This window comes from Stappia sp. WLB 29 (assembly GCF_023507705.1).
Taxonomy (GTDB): domain Bacteria; phylum Pseudomonadota; class Alphaproteobacteria; order Rhizobiales; family Stappiaceae; genus Stappia.
In genome coordinates this window covers 63316-79727 of the sequence record NZ_JALBGD010000002.1, presented here as the reverse complement: position 1 = coordinate 79727, position 16412 = coordinate 63316, and the positions used below count along the sequence as shown (strand labels likewise).

The following is a 16412-nucleotide window of genomic DNA, read 5'->3' as shown; positions in this document are numbered from 1 at the left end:
CCATTAGTGCGGGACCCCGAGATACGCGTCGATCACATCCTGATTCGACTGCACCTCCTCAGGAGGCCCGTCGGCGATCTTGCGGCCGTAGTCGAGCACCACGACGCGGTCGGACAGGTCCATGACCACGCCCATGTCGTGCTCGATCAGCGCAATCGTCGTGCCGAACTGCTGGTTCACGTCGAGGATGAAGCGGCTCATGTCCTCCTTCTCCTCCAGGTTCATGCCCGCCATCGGCTCGTCGAGCAGCAGGAGCTCCGGCTCCATGGCAAGGGCCCGGGCCAGCTCCACCCGCTTCTGCAGACCGTAGGGAAGCCGGCCGACCGGCGTCTTGCGGATCGCCTGGATCTCGAGGAAGTCGATGATTTCCTCGACCTTGCGGCGATGCTCGATCTCCTCGTTCAGCGCCGGCCCCCAGTGCAGGCATTGCCAGAAGAAGTTCTTGTTCATCTTCAGGCCGCGGCCGGTCATGATGTTGTCGAGCGTGGTCATGCCCTTGAACAGCGCCACGTTCTGGAACGTGCGGGCAATACCGTGGCTCGCCGCCTCGTAGGGCCTCATCTTCCGCCGGACTTGGCCGCGCCAGGTGATCGTCCCCTCCTGGGGATGGTAGAAGCCGTTGATGACGTTGAGCATCGACGTCTTGCCGGCGCCGTTCGGCCCGATGATCGCCCTCACCTCGCCCTTGAGGATGTCGAAGGAGATGTTGGTGATCGCCTTCACGCCGCCGAAGGACAACGAGACGTTGTCGACGCGCAGAAGGACTTCGCCCTTGGTCAGGCCGGAATGTCCGGCCATACCGACGGGATCGACAAAGGCGTTCATTCTGCCGCCTCCCTGAGGCCGCTGCCCGCGGCCGGATAGGTCTGCATGTCGCGGATCTCGACGGTCGCCTCGATCGCGCCCTTGCGACCGTCCTCGAAAGTGACCTCGGTGCGCACATGCTTGCTGGTGGAACCGTCGTAGAGCGCCTCGATCAGCGGGGCGTAACGGTCGGCGATGAAGGAGCGTCGGACCTTCTGCGTGCGCGTCAGCTCGCCATCGTCGGCGTCGAGCTCCTTGTGCAGCACCAGGAAGCGCTTGATCTGCGCCCCCGCCATCATCGGCTCGTTGGCAAGGTCGCGGTTCACCTCGTCGACATGGCTGCAGATCATCTCGTAGACCTGCGGATGCGCCGCCAGCTCCTGGTAGGAGGCGTAGTTGACGTTGTTGCGCTCGGCCCAGGATCCGACGGAGGTCAGGTCGATATTGACGAAGACGGCGCAGAAGTCGCGCCCGTCGCCGAAGGCCACCACCTCCTTCACGTTGGGATAGAACTTCAGCTTGTTCTCGATGTATTTCGGTGCGAACAGCGAGCCGTCGGTGAGCTTGCCGACGTCCTTGGCGCGATCGATGATCTTGAGATGGCCGTTGTCGGCGATGAAGCCCGCATCGCCCGTCAGCACCCAGCCATCCTCGGTCTTGGTGGTACGGGTCGCCTCATCGTTCTTGTAATAGCCGACGAAGACGCCCGGCGAGCGATAGAGCACCTCGCCGTTCTCGGCGATCCTGATCTCGACGTCGGGCGCCGGCATGCCGACCGTATCGCCGAAGATCTCGCCGTCCGGCTGCATCGTGATGTAAACGCTGGCTTCGGTCTGGCCGTAGAGCTGCTTCAGGTTGAGACCGAGCGAGCGGTAGAAGCGGAAGATCTCCGGGCCGATCGCCTCGCCGGCGGTGTAGCCGACGCGCAGCCGGGTGAAACCCATCTGGTTCTTCAAGGGTCCGTAGACCATGAACTCGCCGAGTTGGTAGAGCAGCCGGTCGACCAGCGACACCTTCTCGCCGTTGAGGATCGGCTCGCCGACCCGGCGCGCCAGCGCCATGAAGCTGTCGAACATCTTCTTCTTGAGCCGCCCGGCATCCTCCATGCGGACCATGATGAGGGTCAAAAGACCCTCGAAGACGCGAGGCGGCGCGAAGAAATAGGTCGGAGCGATCTCGCGTCGGTCCGACAGGACAGTCTCCATGTTCTCCGGGCAGTTGACGCAATAGCCGGCCAGATAGGCCTGGGCCAGCGAGAACACGTGGTCGCCGATCCAGGCCATCGGCAGGTAGGCGATGGTCTCCTCGGTCTCGTTCAGCTTATCGAAGGCATTGCCGTTTCGCGCCGAGATGACGAGATTGTCGAAGGACAGCATTACGCCTTTCGGCCGGCCGGTGGTGCCGGAGGTATAGAGCATAACCGCAAGGTCGGCGCCCTTGGTCGTGGCAATGCCGTCGAGCCAGGCCTTTTCGCGCGCGCCGTCGGCGGCAAGCGCGGCGCGGCCGTTCACCTGCAGCTGCTCGAAGGAATGAAGCCGGGTGTGGTCGTAGTCGCGCAGGCCCCGCGGATCGTCGTAGACGATATGCTCGAGCTTGGGCAACAGCTCCGACATGGACAGAAGCTTGTCGACCTGTTCCTGGTCCTCGACGCAGGCGAAGCGGACCTCCGCATGCTCCAGGACATAGGCCATCTCCTCGGCGACCGAGTCCGAATAGAGCGGAACGGGCACGCCGCCGAGCGACTGCGCCGCGACCATCGACCAGTAGAGCCGCGGACGGTTGGCGCCGATGATGGCGATCCTGTCTCCGGGCTTGAAGCCGGCGTCCTGAAGACCGATCGAAAAGGAGCGGATTTCCTCCAGCACCTGCGACCAGGTCCAAGTCTGCCAGATTCCGAGATCCTTCTCGCGCATGGACGGCCGGTCGGCGAAGACACGGGCATTGCGCAGAAGAATCTTCGGAAAGGTGTCCTCGTCGAGGCGCTCGACGACGGGCGACCCTGCCATGCGTTTCTTCCCCTCTGGACGCCCCGTTTTCGGGGTCGTTCGTTTCAGCGTTGCCGGGACACGAATGCCCCCCTGCGGCGGCAACCCCTTCTCTCTTGTCGGAGACTCGGCACGGGTTGACGCGGATTTTCGCTTAAAGGCAACGCTAGGGCCCCAGCGTTGCGCCAGTATGTGCCAATTGCAACGAATTGTTTCAGCGGCCGGGGAGCCGATTATCGACGAGAGACGATATCGACAGTTGCGAAGGGCCGGCTAAACTCGCCCCATGACACGCCGCGACCTGTATCGCGAGCGGCTCGACCTGTTGCAGGCGGCGCTCGACCACATCAACCAGGGGTTCTCCGTTTTCGACGCGGACCTGCGCCTCGTCGCGTGGAACCGGCAGCTGTTCTCGATGCTCGAGTTTCCCTGGCATCTCGCCCGGCGCGGCACGCATCTCTCCGCCTTCCTGGAGGTGAATGCGGCGCGCGGCGAATACGGTCCGGGCGATGTCAGAGACATCATCGCTCGCCGGGTCGAGCGGGCAAAACTGTTCGAGCCGCACACATTCGAGCGGGTGCGCCCGGACGGGCAGGTGGTCATGGTGACCGGTGCGCCGCTCCCCGAAGGCGGCTTCGTCACGACCTATACCGACATCACCCGCGAGCGGCAGCACCAGGCGTCGCTGGAACGCACCGTCGCCGAGCGGACCCACCAGTTGCGCCAGAGCGAGGACTGGCTGCGGCTGGTCACCGAGAACATCCCCGCGCTGGTCGCCTATATCAGCCCCGGCCCGATCTACCGTTTCGCCAACCGCCGCTATGCCAAGTGGTTCGACCAGACGGTGGAATCCATCGCCGGCCGTCACGTCGGTGAGGTGCTCGGCCCCGACCTCTATGCCCGGCTCGGGCCGCACATAGAGAAGGCGTTCCAGGGCCAGGCGGTCTCCTACGAATATTCGCGCACCCGCCCCAACGGCGTGGTCGCGCATATGCGCTCCACCCTCATCCCCGACCGCACGCTGGACGGGCGCGTGCTCGGCTGCTTCGTGCTGTCGCTGGATGCGACCGAACAGAAGCGCAGCGAGGCGGCCCTGGCCCAGGCCCAGCGCATGGAGGCGGTCGGCCAGTTGACCGGCGGGCTCGCCCACGACTTCAACAACCTGCTGACGATCATCATCGGCAACGTGCTGGCGCTGCGGCGAAAGGTGGACATTCCTGCAATGCCCGACCTTGCCACGCATCTCGATCCCATTCACCAGGCCGCCCAGCGAGGTGCCGACCTGACCCGGCGCCTGCTCGCCTTCGCTCGGGGCGACGCCTCCGACGTGCGCCCCATGCGGCTTGCCCCGCTCACCGCGAATGTCGAAGGGCTGCTCGCCGGCTCCCTGCCGAAGTCAGTCGAGCTCGCGCTCGATCTTGCCGCCTGCGATGCGATCGTGCGCGTCGACCCGGCGGAGTTCGAGAACGCGCTGGTCAACCTGGTGCTCAATGCCCGCGACGCCATGCCCTCCGGCGGCACCATCGCGATCTCGCTCACCTGCTCCAAACTCACCCGGGCCGAAGCCGACCGCTTCGGCGTCGCGCCGGGACCACATGCGCTGCTCGAGGTGCGCGACAACGGTGAGGGGATGAGCGAGGAAGTGCGCCGGCAGGCCTTCGACCCGTTCTTTTCGACCAAACCCTTCGGAACGGGGAGCGGCCTTGGCCTACCGACCGTTTATGGCTGCGTGCGGCGCAGCGGTGGCGGCATCCTGATCGACAGCACCCCGGGCGTCGGCACCGTCATCCGCCTCGCCTTCCCGATGATCGACGCCCAACCCGGACCGCAGGACAGCGTGGAGAGCGAACCGGCCGCCAACGGCAACGGCGAGCTGGTGCTGGTGGTCGATGACGACACCGATGTCGCCGACGTGGTCCGCGACCAGCTCTGCGCTCTCGGCTATTCGGTACTGGTGACCGGCAGCACGGACGACGCGCTGGACCTCGTCCGCGACGTCGAGGACATCCGGGCCGTCCTCAGCGACATCGTCATGCCGGGCCAGACCAACGGCATCGCACTTGTTGCCGAGCTAAGAAAACGGCGGCCGGGTCTTCCGGTCGCGCTGATGACCGGTTACCGTCAGGGCCCGACGCGGGAAGCACAGGCCCCGGACTGCCCGGTGCTGCCGAAACCCTTTTCCAGCCGCCTGCTTGCACGGACCATGAACGAGATACTTGCTTCATGAACCACCCCGACCCGATCCAGGGAAGAGACGCTGCTGCCGGCACGGATCCGCTCGTCTTCATCATCGAGGACGAGGCGGAGATCCGGGCCTTGCTCGCGGACACGCTCTCCACCTATCGGTTCCGCACGGAGGTCTTCGCGACCGCCGACACCGCCCTGGTCGCCATCGGCCAGCGCATGCCGGCAGCGATCATCCTCGACCTCGGCCTGCCCGACATGGACGGGATGGAGATGATCAACCGCGTGCGGGCGCGGGGCCCCGTGCCGATCCTCGTGCTGTCCGCCCGTGCCCATGCTTCCGACAGGATCATGGGGCTAGAGTTCGGCGCCGACGATTATGTGGTGAAGCCGTTCGATCCGCGCGAGATCGTGGCGCGGGTGCGCTCCTTGCTGCGCCGGGCCGCACCGGCGGCGACAACGGGCAGCAGCGAGAGCGGCGAGCGGGTGCCGCGAGAGTTCGCCCGGTTCGAGAACTGGCGGTTCGAACCGCAAAGCCACCGCCTCGTCGATCCGGACGGCGAAGAGACGTTCCTGTCGACCGGCGAGGCGGCGATCCTGACAGCGCTGCTGAAGGCCCCCCGCCGGGTCCTCAGCCGCGACTACCTGCTGGAACACGGCGGGCGCGACGACACGCTGGACCGGGCGATCGATGTGCGCATCTCGCGCATCCGCAAGAAGCTGACCCGCCCCGACACGCCCACCCTCATTCGCACGGTCTACGGCTCGGGCTACATGTTGACCGCACAGGTGGACTGGGTCTCCGGATAGGGACGGGTCACGCTCCTCAGTGACAGTGATAAGGCTGGGACCCAGCGTGGCAACACTGCCCGCGCGGGCTATCCTTGCGACATCCGCCGCCATGGGCGCTGGCGTTGACCGTCGCAAACGCGACAGCCGTCAGAATAAATCCCAGAAAATACATCGCCTTCATTTCGAAACCCCCCTATTTCAACAAATCGCAGTCTATATTTAACGCAGAATTTATTCAATTTTATTAGATACAACCAAGTGCAATCATAGGATTAATTAGAAAATACAGAAACGCGCTCGCAAAGCAGAAGCGTAACATCTGAAACATGCGAAAGCGGCGCGATATCAGACCGTTGGACTCACGCCAAGGAAGGCAACGTGGAAGCTGGCGCGACGAAGGCACAACCGGAAACGAACACGGCCGCCAGGAGGCGGCCGTGAGCTGAAGATTTTTCTGGCGACACGCAAAAAATCCGCTGCGGAAGCGCTGCCTATTCCGCCGCGAGCCGGGCGCTGCGTCCGTCGCGGAAGGCGGCAAGCAGATCGGGCAGCCGCGCTTCGGCCTCGTGCATCGAGGCCTCCCGCACCGGGCCGAAGCCGCGGATCGAGCGCGGGAAGGCAAGCAGCGCCTGGGCCGCCGCGACGTTGCCCGCGTCCAGCGAACCCGCCACCTCGTCGACGATCCGCTCGTACTCGTCGCGCAGCAGCCGCTCGCGCCGCCGTTCCTGCGTACGCCCGAACAGATCGAGCGCGCCGCCGCGCAGGCCCTTCATGCGGGCGAGCAGGCGGAAGGCCGGCATCATCCAGGGGCCGAACCGGCGCTTGGCCGGACGCCCGGTCCGCTTGTCGGTGCGCGACAGCAGCGGCGGCGCCAGATGGAACTCCAGCTTCTGGAAGCTCTCGAAGGTCTCCGACAGCTGCCGCTTGAAGCTGTCCCCGGTGAACAAGCGGGCGACCTCGTACTCGTCCTTGATCGCCATCAGGCGGAAGAGCTCGCGCGCCACCGTCTCGCGGATCTCCTCGCCGGGCGCGCCGAGACCACTCGCCGCCTGCGACAGGCGCGCGACACGGTCGCGGTAACGCGCTGCATAGGCCGCGTCCTGATAGTCGGTGAGGAAAGCCGCGCGGCGCTCGATCATCTCCTCGACGCTGTCCGACAGGCGCCGGTGCTCGAGCTGGTCGGGACGGGACTTCGCCGCCCGCGCCACCGCGTCCGGATCCACCGCGGCGACCCGGCCCCAGGCGAAGGCGGACAGGTTCATCTCCACCGACACCTTGTTGAGGCGGATCGCCTCCTCCAGCGCCTCGCGGGTCAGCGGCAGGGCGCCGAGCTGCCAGCCGAAGCCGAGCAGGAACATGTTGGCGGCAATGGCATCGCCGAAGAGTTCGGTGGCAAGCTCCGTTGCGTCGATGAAGCGGGCACGATCGCGCCCCGCCGCCTCGCCGATCGCCGCAACAAGGCGCCGGCCGGGCAGGCTGAAGTCCGGATTGCGGGCGAAGTCGCCCGGCAGGGTCTCGTGGGTGTTGATCACCGCAAAGCTGCGGCCCGGCGTCATCGCCGAGAGGATCTTGGCCGATCCGGCGACGACGATGTCGCAGCCGAGGACCAGATCGGCAGCTCCCGGGCCGACGCGGATCGCGGAGATTTCCTCCGGCCGCGGCGCCAGCTTTAGATGGCTGATCACCGCGCCGCCCTTCTGGGCAAGGCCGGCCATGTCGATGATGCCGCAGCCGAGCCCGTCGAGATGGGCCGCCATGCCGATCACCGCGCCGATGGTGACGACGCCGGTGCCGCCGACACCGGTGATCATCACCGAATGGGTGCCGGCAAGCGGTGCAATCTGCGGTTCGGCGATCTTCGGCGCTGCCGGCGGCATCACCGCGCGGCCCTTCAGCACGCCCCCGCGCACGCTGACGAAGGACGGGCAGAAGCCCTTCACGCAGGAGAAGTCCTTGTTGCAGGACGACTGGTCGATCGTCCGCTTGCGGCCCCACTCGGTCTCGACCGGCTGGATGGCAACGCAGTTGGACTGCACACCGCAATCGCCGCAGCCCTCGCAGACCAGTTCGTTGACCACCACCCGCTCGTCCGGATCGGGAAAGAGGCCGCGCTTGCGTCGGCGCCGCTTCTCGGCGGCGCAGGTCTGGTCGTAGATCAGGACCGTGAGCCCCGGCTCGCCGGCAAGCTCGCGCTCCACCTCGATCAGCTCGTCGCGGTGATGGATCGCGGTTCCGGACGGCCAGGCGGTCGCCGGCGGATACTTGCCCGGCTCGTCGGTGACGATGACGACCCGCCGCGCCCCTTCCGCCGCAACCTGCCGGGCGATCTCGTCGACACGCAGGCCACCGTCATGGGCCTGGCCGCCGGTCATCGCCACCGCATCGTTGTAGAGGATCTTGTAGGTGATGTTGACGCCGGCCGCCTTGGCCGCGCGGATCGCCAGGGCGCCAGAGTGGTTGTAGGTGCCGTCGCCGAGATTCTGGAAGACATGACCGGTGCGCGAGAAATGCGCCTCGCCGACCCAGTTGGCGCCCTCGCCGCCCATCTGCGTGTAGCCTTCGGTGTTCCGGTCCATCCACTGAACCATGTAGTGGCAGCCGATGCCGGCATAGGCACGGCTGCCTTCCGGAACACGGGTCGAGGAATTGTGCGGGCAACCGGCGCAGAAATACGGGCTGCGAACGGCCACGTCCCGCGTTGCGGCAAGGCGCAGGGCGCGCTCCTCCAGATCGCCGAGGCGGGCGGAGAGCGCATCGGAGGCGCGCCGCCGCGCCACGCGGCGGCCGATCTCGCGGGCGATCTGGATCGGCTCCAGTGCGCCGGGCGCACGGAACAGCACCGCACCTTCCTCGTCGGTCTTCCCGATCACCGCCGGGGCATCGGTCATGCCGTAGAGGATTTCCTTGACCTGCGGCTCGATCAGCCCGCGCTTTTCCTCCACCACGATCAGCAGCTCGAGACCTTGCGCGAAATCGCGCAACCGACCCGGCGACAGCGGCCAGGGGCAGCCGATCTTCAGGAAGGCCACCCCGAGATCGGCCGCAACCACCTCGTCGATGCCGAGCAGGTCGAGCGCTTCCAGCACGTCGAGGTAGCTCTTGCCGGTGGAGACGATGCCGACCATCGGCTTGCGGCCGCCCGACAGCACCACCTTGTCCAGCGGATTGGCCGCGATGAACGCCTTGGCTGCCGGCAGCTTGACCTCGTGCAGGCGCGCCTCCTGCACCAAGGGATGATCGGACGGACGGATATGCACGCCGTCCGGCGGAAAGGGAAAGTCGGGAAGCACCGGCAGGACCCGGTCGAGTCGCCCGTCGATGGTCGCCGTCGATTCGACGTTGTCCTTGACCAGCTTGAGGCCCGCCCAGATGCCGGCGTAGCGCGACAGGGCCCAGCCGTAGAGGCCGAAATCGAGGATCTCCTGCGCGCCGGCCGGATTGAGGATCGGCATCATCGCATCCACAAGCGCAAATTCCGACTGATGCGCCGTGGTGGAGCTCTCGCAGGTGTGATCGTCGCCCATCAGCGCCAGGACGCCGCCGTGGCGCGAGGTGCCGGCGAGATTGGCGTGGCGGAAGGCATCGCCCGACCGGTCGACACCAGGCCCCTTGCCGTACCAGATGCCGAAGACGCCGTCGTATTTGCCCTCGCCGCGCATTTCTGCCTGCTGGGTGCCCCAGAGCGCGGTGGCGGCGAGATCCTCGTTGATTGCCGGCGAGAACACAACATCCTGCGGAGCAAGCAGCCGCGCGGCTTTCTGGAACTGCTGATCGAGGGCGCCGAGCGGCGAGCCGCGATAGCCGGTGACATAACCGCCGGTGTTGAGGCCGGCGCGACGGTCCCGCTCCTTCTGCATCAGCACCAGGCGGATCAGCGCCTGGGTGCCGGAGATGAAGATGCGTTCCCTCGCAAGGTCGAACTTGTCGTCGAGCGAGACCGTATTGCGTGCCATGTGAACTCCCTCCCTGCGAGCGCTCTCACACGCGCCCGCTTCGCCAAGGTTCTTTCCCAACCCACCGTGTCGTCAAATGAAATCCACCCCTTCCGCAAGGTGAGATTACATCTGCCGCGGTCGGACGGGGCCCCAAGGCCGCAGCTGGGCAGGCATCGGCAGCCGCAGTTGCCGTTGCGTCCGGATGAACGGCCGGCGGCCCGCCTGCCCCTGAGACGATTTTGTCTGCGACCGGCGCAGCATTGCTTTTGCATCGGCCGCAAAGCTGCTAAGCAATCGCCCATCGTCATATGGGGAAGCGGGCTGAAATGGCGAACACGCCAGCGTCCCGCAGGGGGAACTACCGGAGAGGGTCCGTGATGAAACTCGAGAACGCGCGCCGCCAAACGCGCGACTGGGAGTGAGCCCGTGCGCGCGCTCGCCCTGATTGTCCGCATCATCAGCGGTATCAACGCGCTGGTCGGGAACGTGTTTTCCTGGCTGTCGCTGGCCATCGTCGCCGTCTGCTTCACCGTGGTGGTGCAGCGCTATGTTTTCGCGACCAGCTATGTCTGGATGCAGGATCTCTACGTCTGGCTGAACGGTGCCATGTTCACTGCGGTGGCCGGCTTTGCGCTGCTGCGCAACGATCACGTCCGCGTCGATATCTTCTACCGGCCCGCCAGTATCCGCCGCAAGGCGATGGTGGACCTGATCGGCGTCTTCCTGTTCCTGCTGCCCTTCACCTATGTGGTGATCAATTACGGCTGGGGCTTCGTCGCCCGCTCGTGGCGCCTACACGAGGCGTCGGCAAATGTCGGCGGTATGCCGGGTCTGTTCATCCTGAAGTCCTTCATCATCGCCTTCGCCGTACTGCTCGCCCTGCAGGGCATCGCCATGGCCGCTCGCGCCGTATTGGCGCTGGCGGACCGGGAAGACCTTCTGCCGCCGCGCCTGCGCTACGAAAGCGTTGCCGTATCCACTGGGGAGGCTGAGGCCTGATGGATCCCGTTCTTCTCGGCGAGCTCCTGTCGGGGCTCATGTTCTTCGGCATCATCGGCTTCCTGCTGCTCGGCTTCCCGGTGGCGTTCACGCTGTCAGGCGTGTCGCTGCTGTTCGGCCTCGTCGGCATGTGGTTCGGCGTCTTCGACCCGTCCAACCTCGGCAGCCTGGCCAACCGCTATATCGGCTACATGACCAACGAGGTCCTTGTCGCCGTGCCGCTGTTCATCTTCATGGGCGTCATGCTGGAGCGCTCGAAGATCGCCGAGCAGTTGCTGCTGACCATGGGCAAGCTGTTCGGAAACCTGCGCGGCGGCCTTGGCATGTCGGTGATCGTGGTGGGCGCGCTGCTGGCCGCCTCCACCGGCGTCGTCGGCGCCACGGTCGTGACGATGGGCCTGATCTCGCTGCCGGCGATGCTGCGCGCCAATTATGATCCGCGCCTTGCCACAGGCGTCATCTGCGCCTCCGGCACGCTCGGCCAGATCATCCCGCCTTCGACGGTGCTGATCTTCATGGGCGACATGCTGTCGGGCATCAATGCCCAGGTGCAGATGTCGAAGGGCAACTTCGCTCCCACCCCCGTGTCGGTCGGCGACCTGTTCGCCGGCGCGCTGCTGCCAGGCCTGCTGCTGGTCGGTCTCTATCTCGCCTGGACGATCTTCAAGGCGATCTTCGACCCGGAATCCTGCCCGGCGACGCCTGTCCCGCAGGAGGAGAAGGCTCATCTCTTCCGCGAGGTGCTAACCGCCCTGCTGCCGCCGCTGATGCTGATCCTCGCCGTTCTCGGCTCGATCCTCGGTGGCATCGCGACACCGACGGAAGCGGCTTCCGTGGGCGCGGTCGGCGCGCTGGTTCTCGCCGCCCTGCGCTGGCGTCTGTCTTTCTCGATCCTGCGGGAGACCGCGATCGCGACGGCAACCATCACCTGCATGGTGTTCATCATCCTGTTCGGCGCGGCCGTGTTCTCCATCGTCTTCCGCCTGATGGGCGGCGACAACCTGGTGCACGAGTTCTTGGCGAACCTGCCCGGCGGCACGCTCATGGCCGTTGCCGTGGTGATGTTCATCATGTTCCTGCTGGGCTTCATCCTCGACACGTTCGAGATCATCTTCATCGTGATCCCAATCACCGCGCCGATCCTGCTGGCGCTGGACGTCGATCCGGTGTGGCTCGGCATCATCGTCGGCGTGAACCTGCAGACGTCGTTCCTGACCCCGCCCTTCGGCTTCGCTCTGTTCTATCTGCGAGGCGTCGCGCCGCACTCGGTGTCGACGGCGATGATCTACAAGGGGGTGCTGCCCTTCGTCTGCCTGCAGGTGCTGGCCATCGCGATCCTGTTCGTCTTCCCGGAGATCGCGACCTGGCTGCCCAAGGCGATCTACAACTGAGGAACGACCACCGCGCTACATAACGGCGCGGCGGCCTCTTTCCCGTGCGGACGGCAGTCCGGCGAACACAAAAACCCCGGCCTTGCGGCCGGGGTTTTCTCGTTTCAGGCTTTTGCAAAGACCCGAATGCTCCGGCCGGGTCCGCCCGAAGGCAGCCCGGCCGGCCTGCTGCATCAGATCTTGAAGTAGGCCTTGCGCGCCTCGATGAAGGCGCCGTCGGTGCCTTCGGTGCGGGTACGCAGGATGTTGAGCGACTCGATGAAGCTCTCGGTCGTCTTCTTGACGAGAGCATCGTCGGAATCGCGCAGGCTGGTCAGGATCTCGATCGCAGCCGTGGCACCGGCTTCCATGATGTCGTCCGGGAACTGGCGGACATTGACGCCATGCTCTTCGACAAGGGTCTTCAGAGCGCGCGGGTCGTTGGCGTAGAAGTCCGAGGCAACCTGATCGTACTCGGCCTGGCAGACGTCGCGGACGATCGCCTGCAGGTCGGCCGGCAGGGCCTGGAACTTGGACTTGTTGACGACCAGTTCGGTAGCGAGGCCCGGCTCCACGAAGCTCGGGAAGTAGTAGTTCTTCGCCACCTGATAGAAGCCGAGGGCCAGGTCGTTGTACGGGCCGACGAACTCGGCCGCATCCAGCGTGCCCGACTGCAGAGCCTGGAAGATCTCGCCGCCGGCCATGTTGGTGACGGTGGCGCCGAGCTTCTCCCACACGCGGCCGCCGAGGCCCGGGGTGCGGAAGCGCAGGCCCTTGACGGACTCAAGGCTCGTCAACTCGTTGCGGAACCAGCCGCCCGCCTGGGTGCCGGTGTCGCCGGACAGGAAGCCCTGCACGCCGAACTGATCGTAGATCTCGTCCCAGAGCTCCTGGCCGCCCATGAAGCGCACCCAGGCCGTGAGTTCACGGGAGGTCATGCCGTAGGGCACGCCTGTGAAGAACGACAGGGCCGGGCTCTTGTTCTGCCAGTAATAGGCAGCACCGTGGCTCATCTCGGCCGAGCCGTCGATGACCGCGTCGAGCGACTGGAGCGGCGGAACCAGCTCGCCGGCCGAATAGACCTGGATGGTCAGGCGGCCGCCGGACGCGGCGGTGATGCGATCGGCCAGACGCTGCGCGCCGACACCCAGGCCCGGGAAGTTCTTCGGCCAGGTGGTGACCATGCGCCAGGTCTGGTTGCCCTGCGCGATGGCCGGAGCGGCAAGCGTGGCGGCACCGGCGCCAACGCCGGCAAGGCCGGCCTTCTTGATGAATGAACGGCGATCCATGCAGTCCCTCCCTTGGGATTTTGTCGAGATGTCGGCTCTCTCGCCCGATCTCCCGAACTCATGTCGGCAACCGGGGTTGCCAGACGTTGCCAAGTGCCCTTCTCCTAAAGGCACTTTGACAGCGATATAAACCGCATATGCCTTTGGGACACAAGGCCGGCCGGGGCAACTGCGCGAATTTTCACCATGCCCTGCAAGGACCTGGCAAGGCTCGGCCAGAAGGTCGGCAGCCCCGGGCGGGAGACGGCGCGGGCGATGGTGGACAACCGTGCGCCTTTCGCTAATCTCGCGGAGCATGACCCGCGACCCCTTGCGATCGCTCTCAGGGCTTGCGGTCGCCCTCATGCGACCAGCCCCATCCGCAGTCCCTTCTCGGAGCCTTTCAGGAGCCCACATGTCCGCCCCCGTTGTTCTCGTCAGTTGCGACGTCAAGGAACTCGACGGCTATGCCTGGCACGCCGCCCCGTCCACCTACCTGGAGGCGCTGGTGCAAGGCGCCGGTGCCATGCCGCTGCTGCTGCCCTCCATGGGCCCCGCCATCGATCTGGACGCGGTGCTCGACCGCGTCGACGGCGTGCTGTTGACCGGCTCCCGCTCCAACGTGCATCCGACGCTTTACGGCGCCGAGGCCTCCGAAAAGGACGGCCCGTTCGACAACCGCCGCGACACGACCACGCTGCCGCTGATCCGCCGCGCCATCGCCCGCGCCCTGCCGGTCTTCGCCATCTGCCGCGGATTGCAGGAGTTGAACGTCGCGCTCGGGGGCACATTGGTCGGCGAGGTGCAGGAGATGGACGGACGCCGCGACCACCGGGCCCCGGAAGCCGACAGTCAGGATACCCGCTTCGCCCTCGCCCATCACGTCGAGATCGCACCCGGCGGCAAGCTGGCCGCCGTCCTCGGCGATGCGCGCATCGATGTGAACTCCCTGCACCGCCAGGCGATCGGCCGGCTGGCGCCGGGCCTTACCATCGAGGCCACCGCCGACGACGGCACCATCGAGGCGGTCTCCATCGACGGCGCCGCCTCCTTCGCGCTCGCCACCCAGTGGCATCCGGAATACTGGGTCGGCAGCGATGCGGCTTCCTCGCGCTTGTTTGCCGCCTTCGGCGCGGCCCTGCGGGAGAACCGAGGCGCTCGGCAGGCGGCCGAATAACGACATCGACCAGCGCGAAAAACATACAAGAAAGGCCCATCACGATGACAGGCGGCAACGACCACCACGGCCACCACCATCACCACGACGATCACGATCATCATCATGACAACGATCACGGCTCACATCTGTCGCAGACCGACGCCCGGGTGCGTGCGCTGGAATCGATCCTGATCGAGAAGGGCTATGTCGACCCGGCCGCACTCGACGTGTTGATCGAGACCTACGAGACGCAGGTCGGCCCGCACAACGGCGCCCGTGTCGTGGCCAAGGCCTGGAGCGATCCGCAGTTCCACGACTGGCTGATGCGCGATGCGACGGCCGCCATCCATTCGCTCGGCTATATCGGTCGTCAAGGCGAGCACATGGTCGCGGTGAAGAACACAGAGCGCGAACACAACATGGTCGTCTGTACCCTATGCTCCTGCTACCCGTGGCCGGTGCTCGGCCTGCCGCCGGTCTGGTACAAGTCCGCCCCCTACCGCGCCAAGGCGGTGCGCGATCCGCGCGGCGTGCTGGCGGATTTCGGCGTCACCCTGCCGGAAGGCAAGGAGATCCGCGTCTGGGATTCCACCGCCGAGATCCGCTATCTGGTGCTGCCGGAGCGCCCCGAGGGCACCGACGGCTGGAGCGAGGAGGAGCTTGCGCGCCTCGTCACCCGCGACAGCATGATCGGCACCGGCCTCGCGCTGACGCCGGCCGAGCTGAAGGAGCAGGGCGCATGAACGGGGCACAGGATCTGGGGGGCATGATGGGTTTCGGCGCAGTGGTGCCGGAACCGGTGAAGCCGCTGTTCCATGCGGACTGGGAGCCGCGCGCCTTCGCGCTGACGCTGGCGATGGGCGCGACAGGCGAATGGAACATCGACATGTCCCGCCGCGCCCGGGAAAGCATGGAGCCCGGCCGCTACCTGACGTCGAGCTACTATCAGATCTGGCTGTCGGCACTGGAAAGCCTGCTCGCCGAACGCGGCCTCGTCGGGCCCGACGAGATCGCCGCCGGGCGGAGCCTGCACCAGTCCCGGCCGGTGAAGCGAGTGCTCGCCGCAGGCGAAGTCGCCGCCATGCTGGCCCGCGGCGGACCGAGCGAACGCGAGAGCGACATGCCTGCCGGCTTTGCGGTCGGTGACCGGGTCCGGGCACGCAACATGCATCCGACCGGCCACACCCGCATCCCGCGCTATTGCCGTGGGCGCACAGGCGTGATCGAGGCGGTTCACGGCGTCCACGTCTTCCCCGATACGAGTGCGGCCGGAGAGGGGGAGCAACCGACCTGGCTTTACGGCGTCGTCTTCGACGGACCCGAACTTTGGGGCGAAGGCACCGATCCTTCGCTCAAGGTGCGCATCGATCTGTGGGAGCCCTATCTTGAAGCCTTCTAACCTCGCAGGCGCGCCGACGCCGCTGCCGCCGCTCGAGAACCTGCCGCAACACGATGGAGAGCCGGTGTTCCGCGCGCCGTGGGAGGCGCGGGCCTTCGCCCTGGCCCTGGAACTCCACGGACGCGGCGTCTTCACCTGGAGCGAATGGGCCGAGACCCTGTCGCAGGCGATCCGCGATGCCCAGTCGCGAGGCGATCCCGACTGCGGCGACAGCTACTACGAACACTGGCTTGTGGCGCTGGAGACCATGATCACGCGCAAGGCGCTGACTTCGGCCGATCGGATCGACGCGAGGCAGGATGCCTGGCTGCGGGCCGCGGCAGCCACTCCGCATGGCGAGCCGATCGAACTCGGCCGGGATGGCGCCCCGGTTCCGCCGGCCTAAGTGGCCTTGCCTCTTATATTTGCAGTCTCTCTTGCAAAGCCACCTGGACTGGGTCAGGAGTGGCCACGTCGGGATCGGCAATTTTGCCGATCCGATACAACCGACCACAACCTGAGCGCTTCCCTTGGGTAG

General features: G+C 66.1%; 12 protein-coding genes. 8 read left to right on the top strand and 4 right to left on the bottom strand.

Annotated features, from left to right (window positions below):
* Nucleotides 1-3: 3 nt before the first annotated feature.
* Together MNI96_RS03775 and MNI96_RS03770 are read right to left on the bottom strand one after the other, a co-directional pair.
* On the bottom strand, nt 4-825 hold the full coding sequence (locus MNI96_RS03775; RefSeq protein ID WP_249690538.1) for an ABC transporter ATP-binding protein: 822 nt from the start codon (nt 823-825) through the stop codon (nt 4-6).
* Entirely contained in the window at nt 822-2810 is a 1989-nt protein-coding gene (locus MNI96_RS03770) for an AMP-binding protein (RefSeq protein ID WP_249690536.1), read from the bottom strand. Before MNI96_RS03770 ends, MNI96_RS03775 begins: the two co-directional genes overlap by 4 nt.
* 265 nt (nt 2811-3075) lie before the next feature.
* Here MNI96_RS03770 and MNI96_RS03765 point away from each other — a divergent pair, with 265 nt between their 5' ends.
* Both MNI96_RS03765 and MNI96_RS03760 read left to right on the top strand, forming a co-directional pair.
* Complete coding sequence (locus MNI96_RS03765; RefSeq protein ID WP_249690533.1) at nt 3076-5016, top strand: PAS-domain containing protein; 1941 nt, start codon at nt 3076-3078, stop codon at nt 5014-5016.
* Nucleotides 5013-5783 (top strand): response regulator transcription factor, encoded by a 771-nt coding sequence (locus tag MNI96_RS03760; protein ID WP_249690532.1) that lies wholly within the window; start codon nt 5013-5015, stop codon nt 5781-5783. The genes MNI96_RS03765 and MNI96_RS03760 overlap by 4 nt, the downstream gene beginning before the upstream one ends.
* Nucleotides 5784-6256: 473 nt before the next feature.
* Here MNI96_RS03760 and MNI96_RS03755 read toward each other — a convergent pair whose 3' ends face one another.
* Nucleotides 6257-9718 (bottom strand): indolepyruvate ferredoxin oxidoreductase family protein, encoded by a 3462-nt coding sequence (locus MNI96_RS03755; protein ID WP_249690531.1) that lies wholly within the window; start codon nt 9716-9718, stop codon nt 6257-6259.
* Between the two features lie 408 nt (nt 9719-10126).
* Here MNI96_RS03755 and MNI96_RS03750 point away from each other — a divergent pair, with 408 nt between their 5' ends.
* Nucleotides 10127-10699: a TRAP transporter small permease subunit gene (locus MNI96_RS03750; RefSeq protein ID WP_249690530.1), complete on the top strand. Its 573-nt coding sequence runs from the start codon at nt 10127-10129 to the stop codon at nt 10697-10699.
* Nucleotides 10699-12090 carry a TRAP transporter large permease gene (locus MNI96_RS03745; protein WP_249690529.1) on the top strand — a complete coding sequence of 464 codons (1392 nt, stop codon included), beginning with the start codon at nt 10699-10701 and terminating at the stop codon, nt 12088-12090. Before MNI96_RS03750 ends, MNI96_RS03745 begins: the two co-directional genes overlap by 1 nt.
* A 173-nt stretch (nt 12091-12263) precedes the next feature.
* On the opposite strand, the gene MNI96_RS03740 is transcribed toward MNI96_RS03745, so the two are convergent.
* Complete coding sequence (locus MNI96_RS03740) at nt 12264-13358, bottom strand: TRAP transporter substrate-binding protein (RefSeq protein WP_249690528.1); 1095 nt, start codon at nt 13356-13358, stop codon at nt 12264-12266.
* A gap of 394 nt (nt 13359-13752) precedes the next feature.
* On the opposite strand from MNI96_RS03740, the gene MNI96_RS03735 reads away from it, so the two are divergent.
* From MNI96_RS03735 to MNI96_RS03720, 4 genes are read left to right on the top strand one after another with little or no spacing between them, the layout of a single operon-like run.
* A complete protein-coding gene (locus tag MNI96_RS03735) occupies nt 13753-14514 on the top strand; it encodes a gamma-glutamyl-gamma-aminobutyrate hydrolase family protein (protein ID WP_249690527.1) in 762 nt (253 codons plus the stop codon).
* 44 nt (nt 14515-14558) lie between these two features.
* On the top strand, nt 14559-15239 hold the full coding sequence (gene nthA / locus MNI96_RS03730; protein ID WP_249690526.1) for a nitrile hydratase subunit alpha: 681 nt from the start codon (nt 14559-14561) through the stop codon (nt 15237-15239).
* Complete coding sequence (gene nthB, locus MNI96_RS03725) at nt 15236-15895, top strand: nitrile hydratase subunit beta (protein WP_249690525.1); 660 nt, start codon at nt 15236-15238, stop codon at nt 15893-15895. Before nthA ends, nthB begins: the two co-directional genes overlap by 4 nt.
* Nucleotides 15882-16280, top strand: coding sequence for a nitrile hydratase accessory protein (locus tag MNI96_RS03720; RefSeq protein WP_249690522.1), 399 nt, complete (start codon nt 15882-15884; stop codon nt 16278-16280). Before nthB ends, MNI96_RS03720 begins: the two co-directional genes overlap by 14 nt.
* The last annotated feature ends 132 nt before the right edge of the window (nt 16281-16412 follow it).

What these genes read in the sequence shown, in the direction of transcription:
- MNI96_RS03775 (WP_249690538.1), bottom strand. Translation starts at nt 825, where the DNA reads ATGAACGCCTTTGTCGATCCCGTCGGTATGGCCGGACATTCCGGCCTG.
- MNI96_RS03770 (WP_249690536.1), bottom strand. Translation starts at nt 2,810, where the DNA reads ATGGCAGGGTCGCCCGTCGTCGAGCGCCTCGACGAGGACACCTTTCCG.
- MNI96_RS03765 (WP_249690533.1), top strand. Translation starts at nt 3,076, where the DNA reads ATGACACGCCGCGACCTGTATCGCGAGCGGCTCGACCTGTTGCAGGCG.
- MNI96_RS03760 (WP_249690532.1), top strand. Translation starts at nt 5,013, where the DNA reads ATGAACCACCCCGACCCGATCCAGGGAAGAGACGCTGCTGCCGGCACG.
- MNI96_RS03755 (WP_249690531.1), bottom strand. Translation starts at nt 9,718, where the DNA reads ATGGCACGCAATACGGTCTCGCTCGACGACAAGTTCGACCTTGCGAGG.
- MNI96_RS03745 (WP_249690529.1), top strand. Translation starts at nt 10,699, where the DNA reads ATGGATCCCGTTCTTCTCGGCGAGCTCCTGTCGGGGCTCATGTTCTTC.
- MNI96_RS03740 (WP_249690528.1), bottom strand. Translation starts at nt 13,358, where the DNA reads ATGGATCGCCGTTCATTCATCAAGAAGGCCGGCCTTGCCGGCGTTGGC.
- MNI96_RS03735 (WP_249690527.1), top strand. Translation starts at nt 13,753, where the DNA reads ATGTCCGCCCCCGTTGTTCTCGTCAGTTGCGACGTCAAGGAACTCGAC.
- nthA (WP_249690526.1), top strand. Translation starts at nt 14,559, where the DNA reads ATGACAGGCGGCAACGACCACCACGGCCACCACCATCACCACGACGAT.
- nthB (WP_249690525.1), top strand. Translation starts at nt 15,236, where the DNA reads ATGAACGGGGCACAGGATCTGGGGGGCATGATGGGTTTCGGCGCAGTG.